General features: G+C 68.6%; 12 protein-coding genes and 1 pseudogene. 10 read left to right on the forward strand and 3 right to left on the reverse strand.

Going from position 1 to position 19,442, the window contains the following annotated elements:
• Positions 1 to 20: 20 nt before the first annotated feature.
• A complete protein-coding gene (locus ACFU95_RS05945; RefSeq protein WP_383822345.1) occupies positions 21 to 3,821 on the reverse strand; it encodes a GH92 family glycosyl hydrolase in 3,801 nt (1,266 codons plus the stop codon).
• A gap of 365 nt (positions 3,822 to 4,186) precedes the next feature.
• Here ACFU95_RS05945 and ngcE point away from each other — a divergent pair, with 365 nt between their 5' ends.
• From ngcE to ACFU95_RS05990, 9 genes are all read left to right on the forward strand, one after another.
• Positions 4,187 to 5,653, forward strand: coding sequence for an N-acetylglucosamine/diacetylchitobiose ABC transporter substrate-binding protein (gene ngcE, locus ACFU95_RS05950; protein WP_383822348.1), 1,467 nt, complete (start codon positions 4,187 to 4,189; stop codon positions 5,651 to 5,653).
• Positions 5,654 to 5,702: 49 nt separating this feature from the next.
• Positions 5,703 to 6,626, forward strand: coding sequence for a carbohydrate ABC transporter permease (locus tag ACFU95_RS05955; RefSeq protein ID WP_383822350.1), 924 nt, complete (start codon positions 5,703 to 5,705; stop codon positions 6,624 to 6,626).
• A gap of 13 nt (positions 6,627 to 6,639) precedes the next feature.
• Positions 6,640 to 7,575 (forward strand): carbohydrate ABC transporter permease, encoded by a 936-nt coding sequence (locus ACFU95_RS05960; RefSeq protein ID WP_383822352.1) that lies wholly within the window; start codon positions 6,640 to 6,642, stop codon positions 7,573 to 7,575.
• A 208-nt stretch (positions 7,576 to 7,783) separates the two neighbouring features.
• Positions 7,784 to 8,983 carry an ROK family protein gene (locus ACFU95_RS05965; RefSeq protein WP_383822929.1) on the forward strand — a complete coding sequence of 400 codons (1,200 nt, stop codon included), beginning with the start codon at positions 7,784 to 7,786 and terminating at the stop codon, positions 8,981 to 8,983.
• A gap of 133 nt (positions 8,984 to 9,116) precedes the next feature.
• Complete coding sequence (locus ACFU95_RS05970; RefSeq protein ID WP_383822931.1) at positions 9,117 to 10,217, forward strand: sugar ABC transporter substrate-binding protein; 1,101 nt, start codon at positions 9,117 to 9,119, stop codon at positions 10,215 to 10,217.
• A 238-nt stretch (positions 10,218 to 10,455) separates the two neighbouring features.
• Complete coding sequence (locus tag ACFU95_RS05975; protein ID WP_383822354.1) at positions 10,456 to 11,247, forward strand: ATP-binding cassette domain-containing protein; 792 nt, start codon at positions 10,456 to 10,458, stop codon at positions 11,245 to 11,247.
• A complete protein-coding gene (locus ACFU95_RS05980) occupies positions 11,244 to 12,536 on the forward strand; it encodes a sugar ABC transporter permease (protein WP_383822357.1) in 1,293 nt (430 codons plus the stop codon). Before ACFU95_RS05975 ends, ACFU95_RS05980 begins: the two co-directional genes overlap by 4 nt.
• Positions 12,537 to 13,089: 553 nt before the next feature.
• A complete protein-coding gene (gene dxs, locus ACFU95_RS05985; protein ID WP_383822359.1) occupies positions 13,090 to 15,018 on the forward strand; it encodes a 1-deoxy-D-xylulose-5-phosphate synthase in 1,929 nt (642 codons plus the stop codon).
• A 147-nt stretch (positions 15,019 to 15,165) separates the two neighbouring features.
• Positions 15,166 to 16,689 carry an amino acid permease gene (locus ACFU95_RS05990; RefSeq protein ID WP_383822362.1) on the forward strand — a complete coding sequence of 508 codons (1,524 nt, stop codon included), beginning with the start codon at positions 15,166 to 15,168 and terminating at the stop codon, positions 16,687 to 16,689.
• A 43-nt stretch (positions 16,690 to 16,732) separates the two neighbouring features.
• Here the strand turns inward: ACFU95_RS05990 and ACFU95_RS05995 are convergent, their stop codons facing one another.
• Positions 16,733 to 17,110, reverse strand: a complete 378-nt coding sequence (locus ACFU95_RS05995; protein ID WP_383822365.1) for an NTP pyrophosphohydrolase — start codon at positions 17,108 to 17,110, stop codon at positions 16,733 to 16,735.
• A pseudogene (locus ACFU95_RS06000) lies at positions 17,103 to 18,035 on the reverse strand (NAD(P)-dependent oxidoreductase); the annotation flags it as partial. The gene ACFU95_RS05995 and the pseudogene ACFU95_RS06000, both read right to left, overlap by 8 nt.
• Before the next feature lie 312 nt (positions 18,036 to 18,347).
• Here ACFU95_RS06000 and ACFU95_RS06005 point away from each other — a divergent pair.
• Positions 18,348 to 19,364 (forward strand): hypothetical protein, encoded by a 1,017-nt coding sequence (locus ACFU95_RS06005; RefSeq protein ID WP_383822367.1) that lies wholly within the window; start codon positions 18,348 to 18,350, stop codon positions 19,362 to 19,364.
• Positions 19,365 to 19,442: the final 78 nt, after the last annotated feature.

Raw genomic sequence — 19,442 nt, forward strand, 5'->3', positions numbered from 1 at the left:
GAGACCCCCAATGCACCTGCTCAGGCGAGCAGTTCGACTTCAGCGACCACCGCCTCGCCGTCGAAGACCAGGCGGTACCTCCCGTACGTACCCGAAGACCCCACGGTGAACGCCCGTGTCTGTCTGTCCCAGGTGAAGGACTCCCCCGAGCGCTTGTCGAGGGTCCGCCAGGTGGTCCCGTCCTGCGACCCCTGGAGCGTCCAGCCGGTCGGCGCCTTCGTCCGGTCCGACGGCGAGGTCAGGGTGTACTGCACGGCCTTGGCCGGCTCGGACACCGGCAGCTCCAGCGAGGTGACACCCGCCTCGGTCCCCGAGGTGTTGTCGAACAGCGCCCCGTCGCCCTTCAGCACGTCGGCCCGCGGTACCGGCACCTCGTCGTCCTTGGTGATCGACACCGGTGCCGCATGCTTGCCGGTGCCCCAGGACGAGGGCCGCGGACCCATGGCGAACTCCAGGACGCCGCCCTTCGCGATCAGCGAGTGAGGGAGCGAGGTCGACCTCCAGGGAACCCCGTTGACCTTCAGGCCCTGGACGTAGACGTTGCGGGCGCTGTTCTTCGGTGCCTTGACGACCAGCTTCCGCCCGTTCTCCAGATGGACCGTGGCCTTGGTGAACAGGGGCGACCCGATGGCGTACTCGCCGCTGCCCATCACCAGCGGATAGAAGCCCAGCGCGGAGAACAGGAACCACGCCGACTGCTCGCCGTTGTCCTCGTCGCCGTGGTAGCCCTGTCCGATCTCGCTGCCGACGTACAGTCGCGACAGCACCTCACGGACGTTCTTCTGCGTCTTCCAGGGTTGCTGGGCCGCGTTGTACATGTAGTTCGCGTGGTGGGCGACCTGGTTGGAGTGGCCGTACATGCCCATCCGGACGTCCCGCGCCTCCGTCATCTCGTGGATGACACCGCCGTAGGAGCCGACGAAGTCGGGCGAGGCCGTCTCCGGGGTGGCGAAGTACTCGTCGAGCTTGTCGGCGAGGCCGTCGCGGCCGCCGTAGAGGTTCGCGAGACCCCGGCTGTCCTGCGGGGCGGTGAAGGCGTAGCCCCAGCCGTTGGTCTCGGTGTAGTCGTACCCCCAGACGCGCGGGTCGTACTCGGCGGACTCGACGCGCCAGTCGCCCTTCTCGTCGCGGCCCTGGAAGAACCCGGCCTTGGAGTCGAAGAGGTTGACGTAGTCCTGCGCGCGGTTGAGGAAGTACTCCGACTCCTCCTGGTACCGCCTGTCGCCGGTCTTCCGGTACAGGGCCTGGCCCATCCTCGCGATGCCGTAGTCGTTGAGGTAGCCCTCCAGCGCCCACGACAGGCCCTCGTGCGTCTCGGTGCTCGTGTAGCCGAGGAAGGGCGAGGTCGCCATGCCCTTGCGGCCCACGCCCGAGGACGGCGGCACGACCGTGGCGTTCTTCACGGCCGCGTCGTACGCCGACTTCGCGTCGAAGTCGACGCCCTTGACGTACGCGTCCGCGAAGGCCACGTCCGAGGAGGTGCCGGTCATCAGGTCCGCGTAGCCGGGGGAGGACCAGCGGGAGGTCCAGCCGCCGTCCTTGTACTGCTGCACGAAGCCGTCGACCATCTCTCCCGCCTGGCTCGGTGTCAGCAGCGAGTACGCCGGCCAGGTGGTCCGGTAGGTGTCCCAGAAGCCGTTGTTGACGTACACCTCGCCGTCGACGATCTTCGCGCCGGTGTGCGTCGGGGTGTCCGGGTTCGGCATCGGGGAGAACGGCGACGCGTACCGGTGCTTCCCGCCGACCTTCTCGAAGCCGGAGTTCGGGTACAGGTACAGCCGGTACAGGCTGGAGTACAGCGTCGTCAGCTGGTCCTGCGTCGCGACCTCGACCTCGACCTTGCCGAGCAGCCCGTCCCACTGGCGCTGGGCGCGCGCCTTCACCGTCTCGAAGGAGGCGCCGTCGACCTCCTGGCGCAGGTTGTCCTTCGCCTGGTCGACGCTGATCAGCGAGGTGGCGAGGCGGAGCGTGACGGTCCGGTCGTCCCCGGCGTCGAAGCGCAGGTGGCCCTTCACCCCACTGGAGGAACCCTCGGTCACCGGCTTGTCGAAGGTGCCGTGCACGAAGAGCCGGGTCGCCCCCGTCGACAGCCCGGACTTCACGTCCGAGTAGCCGGTGAAGGTCCCGCTCTCCTTGTCGAGCGTCAGCCCCGCCTGGTCGGTCACGTTGTCGAAGAGGACGCTCGCGTCGTCGCCCGGGTAGGTGAAGCGCAGCACCGCCGCGTGGTCGGTCGGCGCCATCTCCGCCTTGAGCCCGTTCTCGAACCGCACCCCGTAGTAGTACGGCCGCGCGGTCTCGTTCTCGTGCCGGAAGGCCAGCTCGCGCGCCTCCCGCCCGGTGTCCGGGGTGCCCGAGGCGGCGGACGGCATCACCTGGAAGGTCTGCCGGTCACCCATCCAGGGGCTCGGCTCGTGGCTGGCGCTGAACGCCTGGATCGTCGGCAGGTTGTCGGCGTTGTTCGCGCGCGCGTAGTCGTACAGCCAGCTCAGCGAGCCCGCGTTCGTCACCGGCGTCCAGAAGTTGAAGCCGTGCGGCACGGCGGTCGCCGGGAAGTTGTTGCCGCGCGAGAAGCCGCCGCTGGAGAGGGTGCCGCGGGTGGTGAGCGCGTAGTCCGACTTGTGGGCCTTGGGCTTCTCTGGCGCGACGGACTCGAGCGCGATGTCGTCCAGCCAGCCCCGGAACTTCGCCGGGCCCTTGGGGGAGTCGTACGCCACGAGTATCCGGTCGACCGTCCTGCCCGCCGCGACCGACCCGATCCGCGAGGCGACGGCGTTCCACTGGTTGACGTAGAGCACCTTGGCCGCGCCCTGTCCGCGGGGCGAGAGCGGGAAGCCGTGCTGGTCGGTGGCGCCGAGGTCGCTCAGGTGGGTGCCGTCGGTGAAGGCGAGGTCGACGGAGACGTTGGTGGCGTCGTAGTCGCGGTCGCCGTCCGCCATCGACGGGAAGACGCGGTAGGACAGGCGGGTGTCGCGGCCGACGGCCACGTTCACGTCGTAGACCTTGTTGTACGAGTACGCCTGCCCGTCCGCCGTGTGCCGGCCCGCGTAGCGCAGCGCCCGCTTGCCGGTGAAGCCGGCGCCCGCCTTGGCCGTCGGCGAGCCGCTCGGGCCGCGGTCGACGAGGGAGAGCATGTCCTGCGGGACGGGGCCGTCGCCGCCGCCCGTGGAGAACTGGACGTCGGCGAGCTGGAGGATGCCGTCGGCGCCGTTGTTCCTGGTGACCTCCAGCCGGAAGTGCCGGTACTCGGCCGGCTCCGCGAGGTCGTACGTCTTTGTCTGGAACCGTTCGGCGAACGTCTCACCAGAGCGGGTGTCGAGGGTCTTCCAGTCCTTGCCGTCCGTGGAACCCTGAAGGGTCCAGTCCCGCGGGTCACGTTCGGCGTAGTCGTTGGCCGAGGTGAGGGCGTATTTCGTCACCCGTTCAGGTTTGTCCAGGTCGAATTCCGCCCACCCCGTGGGGGCGAAGACCAGCCACTTGCTGCTCGGCTCCCCGTCGGCGAGGTTCTCCTTCACCTCGCCGCCGCCGCTGTTCTCGCCGCTCGCCCGTACGTCCGTGACATGGTCGGTCACATTGCCCGGGATACCGCTGCTGTAGCCGCCGTCGACGCCCGAGGCCCGCTTGGTGCCGTCCGGCGCGGTGTCGACGGTGTTGAGCCAGTCGGGTGCCGGATCGTCCGCCTCGAAGGACGACGCGAAACTCCGGTCGGCCGCCGCGGGCGCGCCGGGCAGGGCGACCGCAGCGCCCTGCGAGCCCACGGTCAAAGCGAAAGCGGTCGCCGACACGACCGCCGTACCCCATCTGTGCCGAGCTCTCTGCTGCATAAGCCGGTACCCTCCCTGCGCACGGGACAACGTTGTCAACTTCGCTGCGCAAGGAACAGTTGTGGCTCAAGTGCTCTGTCGTGTCAAGGGTGTTGGATGTGCCATTCGAGGGCAATGACAGGGATTTTTCCGCCAAGGAACGCACAGGCCGCTCATATTTCCGGCAGGTCTCAACTCGGAAAAGACCACCGGCCAACCTTGCATTCGATCTTGCTCCGTTGGCGGGAAGTGGACTATACCTGTCGGCGATTCACACGATTCGCACTTCCTGCACGACCCAGCCTGCACGACCAGCTCGACCCGACCGCGGTGCCGGGGAGGATCCGGTTCACCGCCTGAGTCCTGGAGAAGGCGAGGACTTGAGCATGGGATCCACTTCCGCCGAGAACCCTGAGAACAACGGCTCCGCAGGTGTGGGGCGCCGCGATCTGATCAAGCGCTCCGCGGCGCTCGGTCTGATCTCCGTTCCGACCATGGCCTTCCTGTCGGCGTGTGCCACCGGCGGGGGCGGTGGCGGCGACGAGGAGAGCAAGGCGCCGGGGGGCGCGAAGTCCGCCACCAACCCCCTCGGGGTCAAGGAGGGCACCGCGCTGGAGGCGTTCATCTTCAAGGGCGGTCTGGGCGACCAGTACGCCAAGGACGCCGAGGCCGACTACAAGGCCAAGTACAAGGCCGAGGTCAAGCACACCGGCACCCAGCAGGTCGGCCCGAAGCTCACCCCGCGCTTCGCCGGCGGCAACCCGCCGGACGTCATCGACAACTCCGGCGCCGACCACCTGGACATGAACAAGCTGTCCACCCAGGGCCAGCTCCAGGACCTCAAGGCGCTGCTGGACGCGCCCTCCCTGGACGACGCGAGCAAGAAGATCTCGGACGTCATCCACCCGAGCACGATCGAGAAGGGCAAGCACGGCGACACCTTCGACGTGCTCTACTACGCCTTCACCATCTACGGCACCTGGTACTCGCAGAAGGCCCTCGACGACAACGGCTGGGAATACCCGGGGACCCTCGACGACATGGTCAAGCTCTGCGGCGAGATCAAGAAGAAGGGCATCGCGCCCTGGACGTACGCCGGAAAGTATCCGTACTACGTCCACTTCAACCTGTTCGCCCAGATCGCCAAGATCGGCGGCATGGACGGCTGGATCGCCATCGACAACCTGGAACCGAACGCCTGGACCAGCAACGACGCCGTCAAGCAGGTCGTCGAACACTACGAGGAGCTGGCCGCCAAGAAGTACTTCCTCCAGGGCAGCCAGGGCCTGACGCACATTCAGTCGCAGACCGCCTGGAACAAGGGCAAGGCCGTCTTCATCCCCAACGGCTCCTGGGTGGAGAACGAGGCGGCCCCGACCACGCCCAAGGACTTCGCCATGTCCGTCGGCGCCCTCTTCGACGGCTCCAGCGGCGACAAGCTGCCGCACGGCACCCTGCGCGCCGAGCCCAGCGAGCCGTACATCGTGTCCGCCAAGGGAAAGAACCCGGCCGGCGGTATGGAGCTGCTGCGCATCATGCTCTCCAAGAAGCACGCGCAGAACTTCGCCACCAAGGTCAAGTCGCTCACCTGTGTGGTCGACGCCACCGAGGGCATGACTCTCTCGCCGGGTCTCGCCTCGGCGAGCAAGGCGTTCAAGGACGCCGGTGACAACATCATCAGCCTCCAGCTCCAGGAGTGGTACCCCTCGCTCACCGACGAGAAGATCGGCGGTCTCACCGGGCAGCTGCTCACCGGTGAGATGAGCGCGGCCGACTGGATCAAGAAGACGCAGCAATACGCCGACGCCGTGGCGAAGGACGACGCGGTGAAGAAGTTCAAGCGCGAGAGTTAAGAGTCCGGTCCGGCACAACGGCACTCAAGGGGAAGGGCCGGGAAGCACCATGCAACACGGCAAATACCGATTCATCGTGGGCTTCCTGGCCCTGCCCGTCATCGTCTACGCGATCTTCGTGATCTCGCCGTTCGTCCAGGCGTTCCAGATCTCGATGACCGACTGGTCGGGGCTCGTCGGCACGGCGAAGTTCGTCGGATTCGAGAACTTCGAAAAGCTCTGGCACAACGAGGACTTCTGGAACGCGCTGCGGCACAACGTCTGGATGCTGATCGCGGTGCCGTTTGTGACACTGGCACTCGGTCTGTTCTTCGCGTTCATGCTCAATGTCGGCGGAAAGCGACGTAAGAACGAAGTCATCACCGGCGTCACGGGTTCGAAGTTCTACCGTTTCGTCTTCTTCTTCCCGCAGGTCATCTCCATCACCATCATCGCCGTCATCTGGTTCAACATCTACAACCCGGACCCGCAGGACGGCATGCTCAACTCCCTGCTGGGCACGGTCGGTCTGGACGGCTGGCAGAACGCCTGGCTGGGGGAGAAGAGCCTCGCCCTGCTGTGCATCATGGCGGTGATGATCTGGTCCCACGTCGGCTTCTACGTCGTGCTGTTCTCGGCGGCGATGGCCTCCATCCCGCGGGACATCTACGAGGCGGCGCTGCTCGACGGTGCCGGCCGCTTCCCCACCTTCTTCAGGATCACCCTGCCGCTGCTGTGGGACACCGTGCAGACCGGCTGGGTGTACATGGGCATCATCGCGCTGGACGGCTTCGCCCTGGTGCAGATCATGTCGGTCAACATGGGCGGCCCCGACGGCGCCACGGACGTCATGCCGCTGCGCCTGTATCTGACGGCGTTCCGCGACAGCCAGTTCGGCTACGCGTCCGCGATGGGTGTCGCGATGCTCATCGTCACCATGACGTTCGCAGTGCTCACCCTGCGCTTCGCGCGGCGTGAGCGGATCGAGTTCTAGGGGTACGGGCGACATGACGACGGACACGACGAACACCGGCACGGTCACCAAGACGGACGAGGCGGAGCGTCCGGGCCTCACCAGGAAGCTCGGCGCGACCGACGGCCGCAGCTCCGAGGGCGGCGTCCTGCACGTCTTCTCGCACGGCATGCTCGTCCTGTGGGCGCTGATGGTCGGCGTACCGCTGCTGTGGGTGCTGTGGAGCTCCTTCAAGACGAGCAACGGCATCCTGTCCGACCCGTGGGGGCTGCCGACCTCGCTGCACTTCGAGAACTGGGCCAATGCCTGGAACAAGGCGAACATGGGCCAGTACTTCCTCAACACCGCGATCGTGGTGGGCGGTTCGGTGGTCGGCACGATGGTGCTGGGCTCGATGGCCGCCTACGTGCTGGCCCGGTTCACCTTCCCGGGCAACCGGTTCATCTACTTCATGTTCGTGGCCGGCATGTCCTTCCCGGTCTTCATGCTGGTCATCCCGCTGTTCTTCGTGCTGCGGGACTTCCCGGGCAGCTCGCTGCTGGCGACGTACCAGGGGCTGATCCTGGTCTACATCGCGTATTCGCTGCCGTTCACGGTCTTCTTCATGACCGCGTTCTTCCGCACGCTGCCCACCTCGGTCGCGGAGGCGGCGCTCATCGACGGGGCATCGCACACGCGAACGTTCTTCCAGGTGATGCTGCCGATGGCCAAGCCGGGCCTGATCAGCATCGGCATCTTCAACTTCCTGGGGCAGTGGAACCAGTACCTGCTGCCGATGGTCCTCAACCAGAACGAGGACAAGTACGTGCTCACCCAGGGACTTGCGATGATCGCCCTCCAGCAGGGCTACGAGAACGACTGGGGCGCCCTGATGGCCGGCATGATGATCGCGATGCTGCCGGTGCTGATCGTCTACTTCATCTTCCAACGGCAGGTGCAGGCGGGACTGACGGCCGGTGCGCTGAAGTAAACGCTCTCTGTTCGCTCCACCGTAAGCACCGCATCACCCCATGTCACAGTGAGCCGTCCCACACAGGGGCGGCTCACGTGTGCGCGTACACATCCCCGGATCCGGTTCAACCTCTTGACGGGAGGCAACCCGAACGGCTCAGCTTAGAGTTCACTAGTTGGACACGGACGGGGCCTCACAGAAGCGGTCCCGCGCGCAGGAGGTCGTCGTGGAGACTCCGGGGTCGCAGTCGTCGCTGCACCGAGCCAACCTGGAACGGGTGGTCCGGGCCGTCCGGCTGGCCGGATCCCTCACCCAGGCGGAGATCGCCAGGACCACAGGGCTGTCCGCGGCGACGGTCTCCAACATCGTCCGGGAGCTCAAGGACGGCGGAACAGTCGAGGTCACGCCCACTTCGGCGGGTGGCCGCCGGGCCCGCAGCGTCTCCCTGAGCGGGGACGCCGGGATCGTCATAGGGGTCGACTTCGGCCATACGCATTTGCGCGTCGCGGTCGGGAACCTCGCCCACCAGGTGCTGGCGGAGGAGTCCGAACCGCTGGACGTGGACGCGTCCTCGACGCAGGGCTTCGACCGGGCCGAGGAGCTGGTCAACCGGCTGATCGAGGCGACCGGCGTCGACCGGTCCAAGATCGCCGGGGTCGGCCTCGGCGTGCCCGGCCCGATCGACGTCGAGTCCGGCACCCTCGGCTCGACCGCCATCCTGCCCGGCTGGACCGGCACCAGGCCCGCCGAGGAGCTGCGCGGCCGGCTCGGGGTGCCCGTGCACGTGGACAACGACGCCAACCTGGGAGCCCTGGGCGAGCTGGTCTGGGGCAGCGGGCGGGGCGTGCGGGACCTGGCGTACATCAAGGTCGCCAGCGGTGTCGGCGCCGGCCTGGTGATCAGCGGCAAGATCTACCGGGGCCCGGGTGGCACGGCAGGAGAAATCGGGCATATTACTCTTGATGAGTCCGGCCCGGTCTGTCGTTGTGGAAACCGGGGCTGCCTGGAGACCTTCGCGGCCGCCCGCTATGTGCTCCCGCTCCTCCAGTCCAGTCACGGCACGGATCTGACCATGGAGGGTGTCGTACGGCTGGCCAGGGACGGAGACCCGGGCTGTCGTCGGGTGATCGCCGACGTCGGCCGCCATATCGGCAGTGGAGTCGCGAATCTCTGCAATCTCCTGAACCCGAGCCGCGTGGTCCTGGGCGGTGATCTCGCCGAGGCCGGTGAGCTGGTCCTCGGGCCGATCCGGGAGTCCGTCGGCCGCTACGCCATTCCCAGCGCGGCGCGTCAACTGTCCGTTCTTCCGGGGGCACTTGGCGGTCGTGCGGAGGTGCTCGGAGCCCTTGCGCTGGCACTCAGCGAGATGGGCGATTCAACCCTTTTGGACAGCACGCTGCATGCGGCCACCCCTGCCTTCACTTAGAGAACGGATGGCACCGTTGCCAACCCGTTAAGGATTTACTTCTTGACGTCGCACGTGTGGCCGAGTTGACTTCCAGCCACCTCGGCCGCAACGACGCGGCCTCGTCAGGGAGGTTTCTGAAGTGAACACGCGTATGCGTCGTGCCGCTGTCGCCGTCGCCGCTGGTGCGATGGCCGTCTCGCTGGCTGCCTGTGGCAGCGCCGAGGAAGCGGGTGGCGACAACGACTCCTCGGCCAGTGCGGCCAAGGGCGACGACATCAAGGTCGGTCTCCTGCTTCCGGAGAACCAGACCGCGCGCTACGAGAAGTTCGACCGGCCGTTGATCGAGGAGAAGATCAAGGAGCTGACGAACAACAAGGCGACGATCGACTACAACAACGCCAAGCAGGACGCCAACCTCCAGGCGCAGCAGGTCGACACCATGATCACCAACAAGGTGGACGTCCTCATCCTGGACGCCGTCGACGCCAAGGCGATCAAGAACTCCGTCCAGAAGGCCGTGGACCAGGGCATCAAGGTCGTCGCCTACGACCGCCTGGCCGAGGGCCCGATCAGCGGCTACACCTCGTTCGACAACGAGGAGGTCGGCAGGACCCAGGGCGAGGCCCTGCTGAAGGCCCTGGGTGACAAGGCCACCAAGGACTCCAAGATCGTCATGATCAACGGCTCGGTGACCGACCCGAACGCCGCGCAGTTCAAGAAGGGCGCCCACTCCGCGCTCGACGGCAAGGTCACCATCGCCAAGGAGTACGACACCAAGGAGTGGAAGCCGGAGAACGCCAACTCCGAGATGGAGGCGGCGATCTCGGCGGTCGGCAAGAACAACATCGCCGGCGTCTACTCCGCCAACGACGGCATGGCCGGCGGTGCCATCACCGCCCTCCAGGCCGCCGGCATCAAGGTCCCGGTCACCGGCCAGGACGCCGAACTCGCCGCCGTGCAGCGCATCGTCGCCGGTGACCAGTACATGAGCGTGTTCAAGTCCTACCCGACGGAAGCCAGCGTCGTCGCCGAGATGGCCGTCGCGCTGGCCAAGGGCGAGAAGCTGGACTCCATCGCCAAGGACAAGGTCTCCAGCGGCAGCGCGCAGGACGTGCCGTCCGCGCTGATCCCGGTCGTGTCGCTGACCACGGACAACATCAACGACACGGTCATCAAGGAAGGCTTCTACACGGTCGGCGAGATCTGCACGGCGAAGTACAAGAGCGCCTGCGACAAGATCGGCCTCAAGTAGGCAGCCTCGCCCCGAGAGGGCGGCAGCAGGTCCCCTTCCTGGAGTTTCCGGGCGCGGGAATCCGTCCTTGGGTTCCCGCACGGGACCTGACCGCACAAGACTCCTCCGGCGCCCCCGCGCATACGTCAGCCCCGCAAGCTCGGCGCGGGGCGCCGGACGGAACCCCCGCGGGTATCCCCCGCCCATCCACTCTGTGTTTCTCTGCACAACCCTTCCGCCGGGTCAGGCGGCGAAGGAGATGGTTCACGTGTCCGCTACGCCCGTGCTGGCGTTGCGCGGGGTCTCCAAGCGATTCGGTGCCGTTCAGGCGCTCACCGACGTTGAGCTTGAGGTCCACGCCGGTGAAGTGGTCGCCCTGGTGGGCGACAACGGCGCCGGAAAGTCCACGCTGGTCAAGACGATCGCCGGCGTGCATCCCATCGATGAGGGCGTCATCGAGTGGGAGGGCAAGGCCGTTTCGATCAACCGGCCGCATGACGCCCAGAGCCTGGGCATCGCGACGGTCTACCAGGACCTCGCGCTGTGCGACAACATCGATGTCGTCGGCAACCTCTACCTGGGCCGCGAGGTCCGCAAGTGGGGCGTCCTCGACGAGGTCGAGATGGAGCGCCGCTCGCGCGAGCTGCTCCAGACGCTGTCGATCCGCATCCCCAGCGTGCGGATCCCGATCGCCTCGCTCTCCGGCGGTCAGCGCCAGACCGTGGCGATCGCCCGGTCCATGCTCGGCGAGCCCAAGCTGGTCATCCTCGACGAGCCCACCGCCGCCCTCGGCGTCGAGCAGACCGCCCAGGTCCTCGACCTGGTCGAGCGGCTGCGCGAGCGCGGCCACGCCGTGATCCTCATCAGCCACAACATGGCCGACGTCAAGGCCGTGGCGGACAAGGTCGCGGTGCTGCGCCTGGGCCAGAACAACGGCGTGTTCGAGGTCAAGACGACCTCGCAGGAGGAGATCATCTCCGCCATCACCGGCGCCACCGACAACGCCGTGACCCGCCGTGCGGCGCGCACGACCGGGGAGGTTTCCAAGTGAGCATCGAAAAGACCTCCGCGACGGCGCAGGACCACGACGTGCGCAACACCGAGGCCGCCGCGGCAGCGGTGACCGCGGTCGACCCCCGCCTGCTGGTGCAGGAGCAGGGCCTGGCCGGTTACCTCGGCGAGTTCAAGCGCAAGCTGAAGGCCGGTGAACTCGGCTCCCTGCCGGTCATCCTCGGCCTGGTCGTCATCTGCGTCATCTTCCAGAGCCTGAACTCCGCGTTCCTGTCCGCGCAGAACATCAGTGACATCACCGTCACGATGGTCGGCACGGGCATGATCTCGGTCGGCATCGTCTTCGTGCTGCTGCTGGGCGAGATCGACCTGTCCGTCGGCTCGGTCAGCGGCGCGTCCAGCGCCATCGCGGCCGTCCTCGCGGTCAACCAGGGCTGGCCCGAGTGGGCCGCCGTGATCTTCGCCATCGCAGCCGGTGCCGTCATCGGCGCCGCGCACGGGTTCTTCTTCGCGGTGCTGGGCGCCCCCGCCTTTGCGGTGACCCTGGCCGGTCTGCTCTTCTGGCTCGGCTTCATGCTCCAGACGCTGGGCGAGAACGGCACGATCAACCTCGACAGCGACGGTCTCATCGGCAAGCTGACGACGTACTTCTTCACGGACGTCGCGGCGGCGTACGGGCTGGCGGCCGTGGTGACGGCGGTGTTCTTCGTCACCTCGTTCCTCAGCAATCGCCGACGTGACGCGGCGGGCATCCCGTTCCGTCCGCTGAGCGACACGATCCTGCGGACGGTGCTGCTCGGTGTGGTCTCCTTCGCCGCGGCGATCATGTACAACCAGTACAAGGGCCTGCCGCTGGCCACGGTGATCTTCCTGGTCTTCCTGGTCGCCACCGACTTCCTGCTCCGGCGTACCTCGTACGGCCGCAAGATCTTCGCGCTCGGTGGCAGTGTCGAGGCCTCGCGCCGTGCCGGTATCAACGTCACCGCGGTCCGGATCTCCGTGTTCGCGATCTCGGGCGGCTTCGCCGCGATCGGTGGTCTGTTCCTGGCCTCGAAGATCGCGTCGGCCAACCAGAGCGCCGGTACCGGTGACCTGCTGATGAACGCCATCGCGGCGGCCGTCATCGGTGGTACGTCGCTGTTCGGCGGACGCGGGCGGACCTGGAACGCGTTGCTTGGTGTGCTGGTGATCGTCTCGATCCAGTACGGGCTCCAGCTGGAGTCGATCGCCGAGCCGGTGAAGTACATGATCACCGCGGGTGTGCTGTTGACCACGGTGGTGATCGACTCGATCACCCGTAAGACGCAGAAGACCGCCGGGCGCGCGTAGCGCTCCGCGCGGAACGCCGTGGCGCCGTGGCGCCGTAGGGGCGTGGGTGAGATTGCGGGTGCCGGTCCGTTGTGGCTGGTCGCGCAGTTCCCCGCGCCCCTTGTGGCGTTGTGGTCGGGCCCGTGTGGCGGTAGCCGCATATAGACACAGCCCCGCGCCCCTTGTGGCGTTGTGGTCGGGCCCACGCGGCGGTAGCCGCATATAGACACAGCCCCGTGCCCCTTGCGGCGTTGTGGTCGGGCCCGCGCGGCGGTAGCCGTATGTGGATGCAGCCCCGGGCTCCTTGCGGCGTTGTGGTCGGGCCCGCGCGGCGGTAGCCGTATGTGGACGTAGCCCCGGGCTCCTTGTGGCGTTGTGGTCGGGCCCGTGTGGCGGTAGCCGCGTGTAGACACAGCCCCGGGCCCCTTTGCGCGGCGTTGTACTACAGCGTGTTGGTGGGTAGAGCCGAATGCGTGATGTGCGACCCCTGGGCCGGGAACCTTCCGCCTGAGCGGAACATTAGACTCGACAAGCCCGGCAACAGCTCGAAAAGCTCTACTGCAAGGAGGCACGGGTGCCGCTGCTGACCCGCATCACGGGACCGCGCGATCTGGACCGGCTCAGCCCTGAGCAGCTGGACCAGCTGGCAGAGGAGATCCGGACCTTCCTCGTCGAGGCGGTTTCCAAGACCGGCGGCCACCTCGGCCCCAACCTCGGTGTGGTGGAGCTGACCCTCGCCCTGCACCGCGTCTTCGACTCGCCCAAGGACAAGGTCCTGTGGGACACCGGCCACCAGTCCTACGTCCACAAGCTGCTCACCGGCCGCCAGGACTTCAGCAAGCTGAAGATGAAGGGCGGCCTGTCGGGCTACCCCTCGCAGGCCGAGTCCGAGCACGACGTCATCGAGAACTCGCACGCCTCGACCGTCCTCGGCTGGGCCGACGGCCTCGCCAAGGCCAACCAGCTGCGCAAACGTGACGACCATGTCGTGGCCGTCATCGGTGACGGTGCCCTGACCGGCGGTATGGCCTGGGAGGCGCTGAACAACATCGCCGAGGCCAAGGACCGCCCGCTCGTCATCGTCGTCAACGACAACGAGCGGTCGTACGCGCCCACCATCGGCGGTCTCGCGAACCACCTGGCGACGCTGCGCACGACCGACGGCTACGAGCGCTTCCTCACCCGCACGAAGGAGATCCTCGACCGCACGCCGGTCGTCGGCAGGCCCCTCTACGAGACCCTGCACGGGGCCAAGAAGGGCCTGAAGGACTTCATCGCGCCGCAGGGCATGTTCGAGGACCTCGGCCTGAAGTACGTCGGGCCGATCGACGGGCACGACATCGAGGCCCTGGAGTCGGCCCTCGCGCGGGCCAAGCGCTTCGGCGGCCCCGTCATCGTGCACTGCCTCACCGAGAAGGGCCGCGGCTACCAGCCCGCCCTCCAGGACGAGGCCGACCGCTTCCACGGCATCGGCCCCATCCACCCCGACACCGGCCTGCCGATCAAGGCCTCGGGTGCCGACTGGACGTCCGTCTTCGGCGACGAGATGGTCAAGCTCGGCAAGGAGCGCGACGACATCGTCGCCATCACGGCCGCGATGCTGCAGCCCGTCGGCCTGAAGAAGTTCGCGGACACCTTCCCGGACCGGATCTACGACGTCGGCATCGCCGAGCAGCACGGCGCCGTGTCCGCGGCGGGCCTCGCGACGGGCGGCGTGCACCCCGTCTTCGCCGTGTACGCCACCTTCCTCAACCGCGCCTTCGACCAGGTCCTCATGGACGTGGCACTGCACAAGTGCGGGGTCACCTTCGTGCTCGACCGGGCCGGCGTCACCGGCACCGACGGCGCCTCGCACAACGGCATGTGGGACATGTCGATCCTCCAGGTCGTGCCCGGCCTCAGGCTCGCCGCCCCGCGCGACGCCGACCAGGTAAGGGCGCAGCTGCGCGAGGCCGTCGACGTCAAGGACGCCCCGACCGTCGTCCGCTTCTCCAAGGGCGCCGTCGGCCCCGCCGTTCCCGCCGTCGGCCGCGTCGGCGGCATGGACGTCCTGCGCGAGCCCGGCACCGACACCCCGGACGTGCTGCTCGTCTCCGTGGGCGCCCTCGCCCCGATGTGCCTGGAGATCGCCGGCCTGCTCGACAAGCAGGGCATCACCACCACCGTCGTCGACCCGCGCTGGGTCAAGCCCGTCGACGAGGCCATGGCCCCGCTCGCCGAGCGGCACCGCGTGGTCGTCACCGTCGAGGACAACTCCCGGGTCGGCGGCGTCGGCTCGGCGGTCGCCCAGGCCCTGCGCGACGCGGGCGTCGACCTCCCGCTGCGGGACTTCGGCATCCCGCCGCGCTTCCTCGACCACGCCTCGCGCGCCGAGGTGATGGCGGAGATCGGCCTCACCGCCCCGGACATCGCCCGCCAGGTCACCGGCCTGGTCTCCAAGCTGGACGGCCGGTTCGACCGTACGGCCGCCGAGGTCGACTCGGTGGAGCCGGCGCGCGACTGACGCGCGAGCCCTAGCGCCGAACGGGCCGGTTTCGCCACCGTCAGGGGTGGTGAAACCGGCCCATCTGTGTGAATCCCCCGGCGTCGGGGCAGGCGTACCACGCCCCCTCTTGATCATGCCGAGGACGCAAGCGCGGGAGGTACGACCGTGAGCAGCACACTCTTCCGTACGAAGAGAGTCGAGCAGTCCATCCTCGATACCGAGGAGCCAGAGCACGCGCTCAAGAAGTCCTTGTCCGCGCTGGATCTGACCGTCTTCGGCGTCGGTGTCATCATCGGCACCGGCATCTTCGTGCTCACCGGCACCGTCGCGAAGAACAACGCCGGGCCGGCGGTTGCCCTGGCGTTCGTCGCGGCCGGCGTCGCCTGCGCGCTCGCCGCGCTCTGTTACGCCGAGTTCGCCTCCACGGTCCCGGTCGCCGGTTCCGCCTACACGTTCTCGTACGCCTCGCTCGGCGAACTGCCCGCCTGGATCATCGGCTGGGACCTGGTCCTGGAGTTCGCGCTCGGCACGGCGGTGGTGGCCGTCGGCTGGTCCGGCTACATCCAGTCGCTCATGGACACCGCGGGCTGGGCGATGCCCGAGGCCCTGGGCAGCCGGGAGGGCGCCGACGCCTTCGGCTTCGACATCCTCGCCGCCGCGCTCGTCCTCGTCCTCACCTGCATCCTCGTGGTCGGCATGAAGCTGTCCGCACGGATCACGTCCGTGGTCGTCGCCATCAAGGTGACCGTCGTCCTCGTCGTGATCATCGCGGGCGCGTTCCTCATCGACGGCGACAACTACGACCCCTTCATCCCGAAGCAGAAGGCCGTGGAGGCCGGGGACAGTCTCCAGTCCCCACTGATCCAGCTGATGTTCGGCTGGGCGCCCTCCAACTTCGGCGTGATGGGCATCTTCACCGCCGCCTCGGTCGTGTTCTTCGCCTTCATCGGCTTCGACGTCGTGGCCACCGCCGCCGAGGAGACCAAGAACCCGCAGCGCGACATGCCGCGCGGCATCATCGGCTCCCTCATCATCTGCACCACCCTGTACGTCGCCGTGTCGATCGTCGTCACCGGTATGCAGCACTACAGCCAGCTGTCCGTGGACGCCCCGCTCGCCGACGCCTTCAAGGCCACCGGGCACCCCTGGTTCGGGGGCTTCATCAGCTTCGGAGCGGCGGTCGGCCTGACGACGGTCTGCATGATCCTGCTCCTCGGCCAGACCCGCGTCTTCTTCGCCATGAGCCGCGACGGGCTGCTGCCCCGCTTCTTCTCCCACGTCCACCCGCGGTTCAAGACCCCGCACCGCCCGACCATCCTGCTCGGCGTGGTCATCGCGGTCCTCGCCGGCTTCACCCCCCTGACCGAACTCGCCGCCCTGGTGAACATCGGCACCCTGTTCGCCTTCGTGGTCGTGGCCATCGGCGTGATCATCCTGCGCAAGACCCGCCCCGACCTGCCCCGGTCCTTCCGCACCCCGTGGGTGCCGGTCATTCCGATCCTGTCGGTGTGCGCCTCGCTGTGGCTGATGATCAACCTGCCCGCCGAGACCTGGGTGCGGTTCGCCGTCTGGATGGCCGCCGGCTTCGTCGTGTACTTCCTCTACGGCCGCTCCCACAGCCGCCTCGGACTGCACCGGGAGACGACCGAGGCCGAGGTCGAGAAGGGGCACGGCCAAGGCACCGCGTAACCGGTCGCGACGTCACGGGACCGCGTACGGCAGCCGCATCCGACTACGGCCGGACCGTACGCGGTCCTGCCACGTCCGCCCCCAACTCCGTGACTCTGCGCCGTAGTTCACGGTCCGCGGTCACCACGAGGCGGGCCCGCCCGGCCTCCCGTTCCACCAGCTCCACCATGTGATCGTCGCCACTCCCGCCGGCGGACTCGACGCGCACACCCGGCACGGACTCCACGCCCCGGGCGGCCCCCTCCACCACGAGCACGATCTCCACGGGCCCCGCACGCCCCGGCACCCCGTCCGCCGCCAGCCGGTCCCGCAGCCGCTCCGCGGCCCCCCGCCGATCCCGCCACCACCCGTCGGGCACCGACCCGACGACGTTCGCGGCGTCGACGATCACGAGCAGGGGAGCGCCGGAGTCCTCATTCATGGGGCAAGGGTGGCACGGCGGCCCCCTCCTCGAAGCTGGCGAAGTATGCCGCCGCCATGTCCTCGTCCCCGTGCCCCAGTGCGTCCGCCCGTTCGAAGCGCTCCGCGCTCGCCGCGGCCACGTCCAGGCGGGCTCCGTACCGCTCACCCGCCTCCACGATGAGCCGCGCGTCCTTCGCCGCCGTGGCCACGGAGAACTGGGCCGGGGACAGGCGGCCGTCCAGCACCAGCCCGGTCTTGGCGCGCAGGTACCCCATGTCGAGCGGACCGCCCTCGATCACCTCGAAGAACCGCCGCGGATCCACGTCCAGGGCCTTGGACAGCGCCAGCACCTCACCGGCCGCGTTCGTCACCGCGAGCACCCAGCTGTTGGCGACCAGCTTCAGACGGGTCGCGGTCCCGGCCCCGCCGTCCTCCCCGGTCCACACCGTCCGGACGCCGACCGCGTCGAACACCGGTGCCACCGTTCGCCGCCCCTCGGCGGGCCCCGCCGCCAGCACGGTGAGCTGACCTTCCTCGGCGGGCCGGCGGGTGCCGAGCACGGGGGCGTCGTAGAAGACCAGACCGTGCTCGCGGGCGAGGTCGGCCAGGTCGGCGATCCCCTCGATCCCGGCGGTCGTCGACTGCACCCACGCGACGCCGGAGCCCAGGGCGGGCGCGGCCTCACGCATGACGTCCAGTGTCGCGGGACCGTCGTGCAGCATGGTCAGGACGACGTCGGCGCCCTGGACGGCCTCGGCGGGGGTACCGGCGACGAAGGCGCCGTCGGCGGCCAGTGGCTCGGCCTTGGCCCGGGTACGGTTCCAGGCGCGGACGGTGTGCCCGGCCCTGGCGAGGTTGCGGGCCATCGCGGCGCCCATGATGCCGGTGCCCAGGACGCTCACGGTGAGCTGGTCGGTCATGACGTGGACTTCCTGTTCTCGTACGGACGTTGCCCTTGCGGTGTGACCAAGATCATGCTTTCACGGGGGAGGTGGTTTCGGGAGCGTTGGGGCACTCAGCGACCGGGGAAGGATCCGGGGCCCATGACGGGGGCGAGGGCCTTCGACGACTTACGGATGATCTTCGACGCCCGTGCCGCCCTGCCCGTCGGTCCGCGGGGAGCTCACCACGGATTCCCGCCGGACACCGTCTGACGCCGGCGCGCACCGCCTCCGGGCCGGCCTGCCCGCCCCCCGCTCCGCCCCGGAACAGGGGGCGGGAGACGGCCGTAAGCCTTCCCCGCATAGGGTGATCCGGTGAACGGCGACTGGCTCATCCGCGGCCGCGACGGCCGCCTCAGCGTCTATCTGCCGACCGACGAGGCCGTCCTGTGCCGGGCGGAACTCGGGCCCGGCGGCCCCTGGGAACCCGCGCGCCGGGTCGGCGGCGACCAGAGGCTGCGCCCCGGCCCCGCGTTCGGCCAGGGCGCCGACGCCTACGCCCATCTGGCCGCCTGGCGCCCCACCAAGCCGGGGGAGGCGGGCCTGGTCCACTCCACGCACTTCCGCCCGCGTCTGGCCGCCCTGGACTGGCTCTCCATCGGCCACCCGGACCGGACCGGCGACCGCACCGGCACACCCGCCGTCACGGTCGACGCACAGGGCCGGGCCCATGTCTTCGTCCCAAACAACGGCGGCGGCGTGAGCATGCGCGGTCAGAAGGAGGCCGGCGGCTGGGGCCCCTGGCGCGACCTCAAGGGGCGCGACGTACAGGACGGCCTGGCTGCCGTGACCGGCGAGTCCGGACTGGTCGAGCTCTACGCGGCCGTCCCGGGCGCCATCCTGCACTGGCGACAGCAGAAGCCGGGCGCCGTCCCGGACCTGGAGGAGGCGATGGAGTCCTCGGTCCGCCCGGGCACCCTGCGCGCCCTGGCCACCTCTGCGGACCACACCACCCTCTTCCACACCGACGGCTCCGGCGACCTGTGCGCCTGGCGCCCCGGCACCAAGCCGGTGACCCTGCTGGCGTCCGCCGGCCCCGGTCCGGTCTCCGCGATCCGCTGCGAACTCGACGGCCACGACTGCACGCTGCTCGCCCAGCGCTCGGCGAGCGGCCGCGTCGCCTTCGCCGCGTATCCGACGGAACAGGAGTCGGCGGGGGCGTGGTGGACCGAGTCGGGGCCGCAGCTGCCGGTGGACGCGGTGGTGGGTCTGGCGGTGGACGAGGAGGGGCGCGTGGTGGCGGCCACGTTGTCGCCGTCGACGGGGCAGTTGCTCGTCACCCGGCGCAAGGACGAGCCGGGGCTGGCCCTGGAGGCGTGGAGAGAGGTCTGAGGCGCCTGAAGGGCGGAGCCCTCAGAGCCCTGCCGGCAACGCCGGTGCCCCGCACACCGAGCAGGCATGCGGGGCACC

The organism is Streptomyces sp. NPDC057623 (assembly GCF_042800355.1).
Taxonomy (GTDB): domain Bacteria; phylum Actinomycetota; class Actinomycetes; order Streptomycetales; family Streptomycetaceae; genus Streptomyces.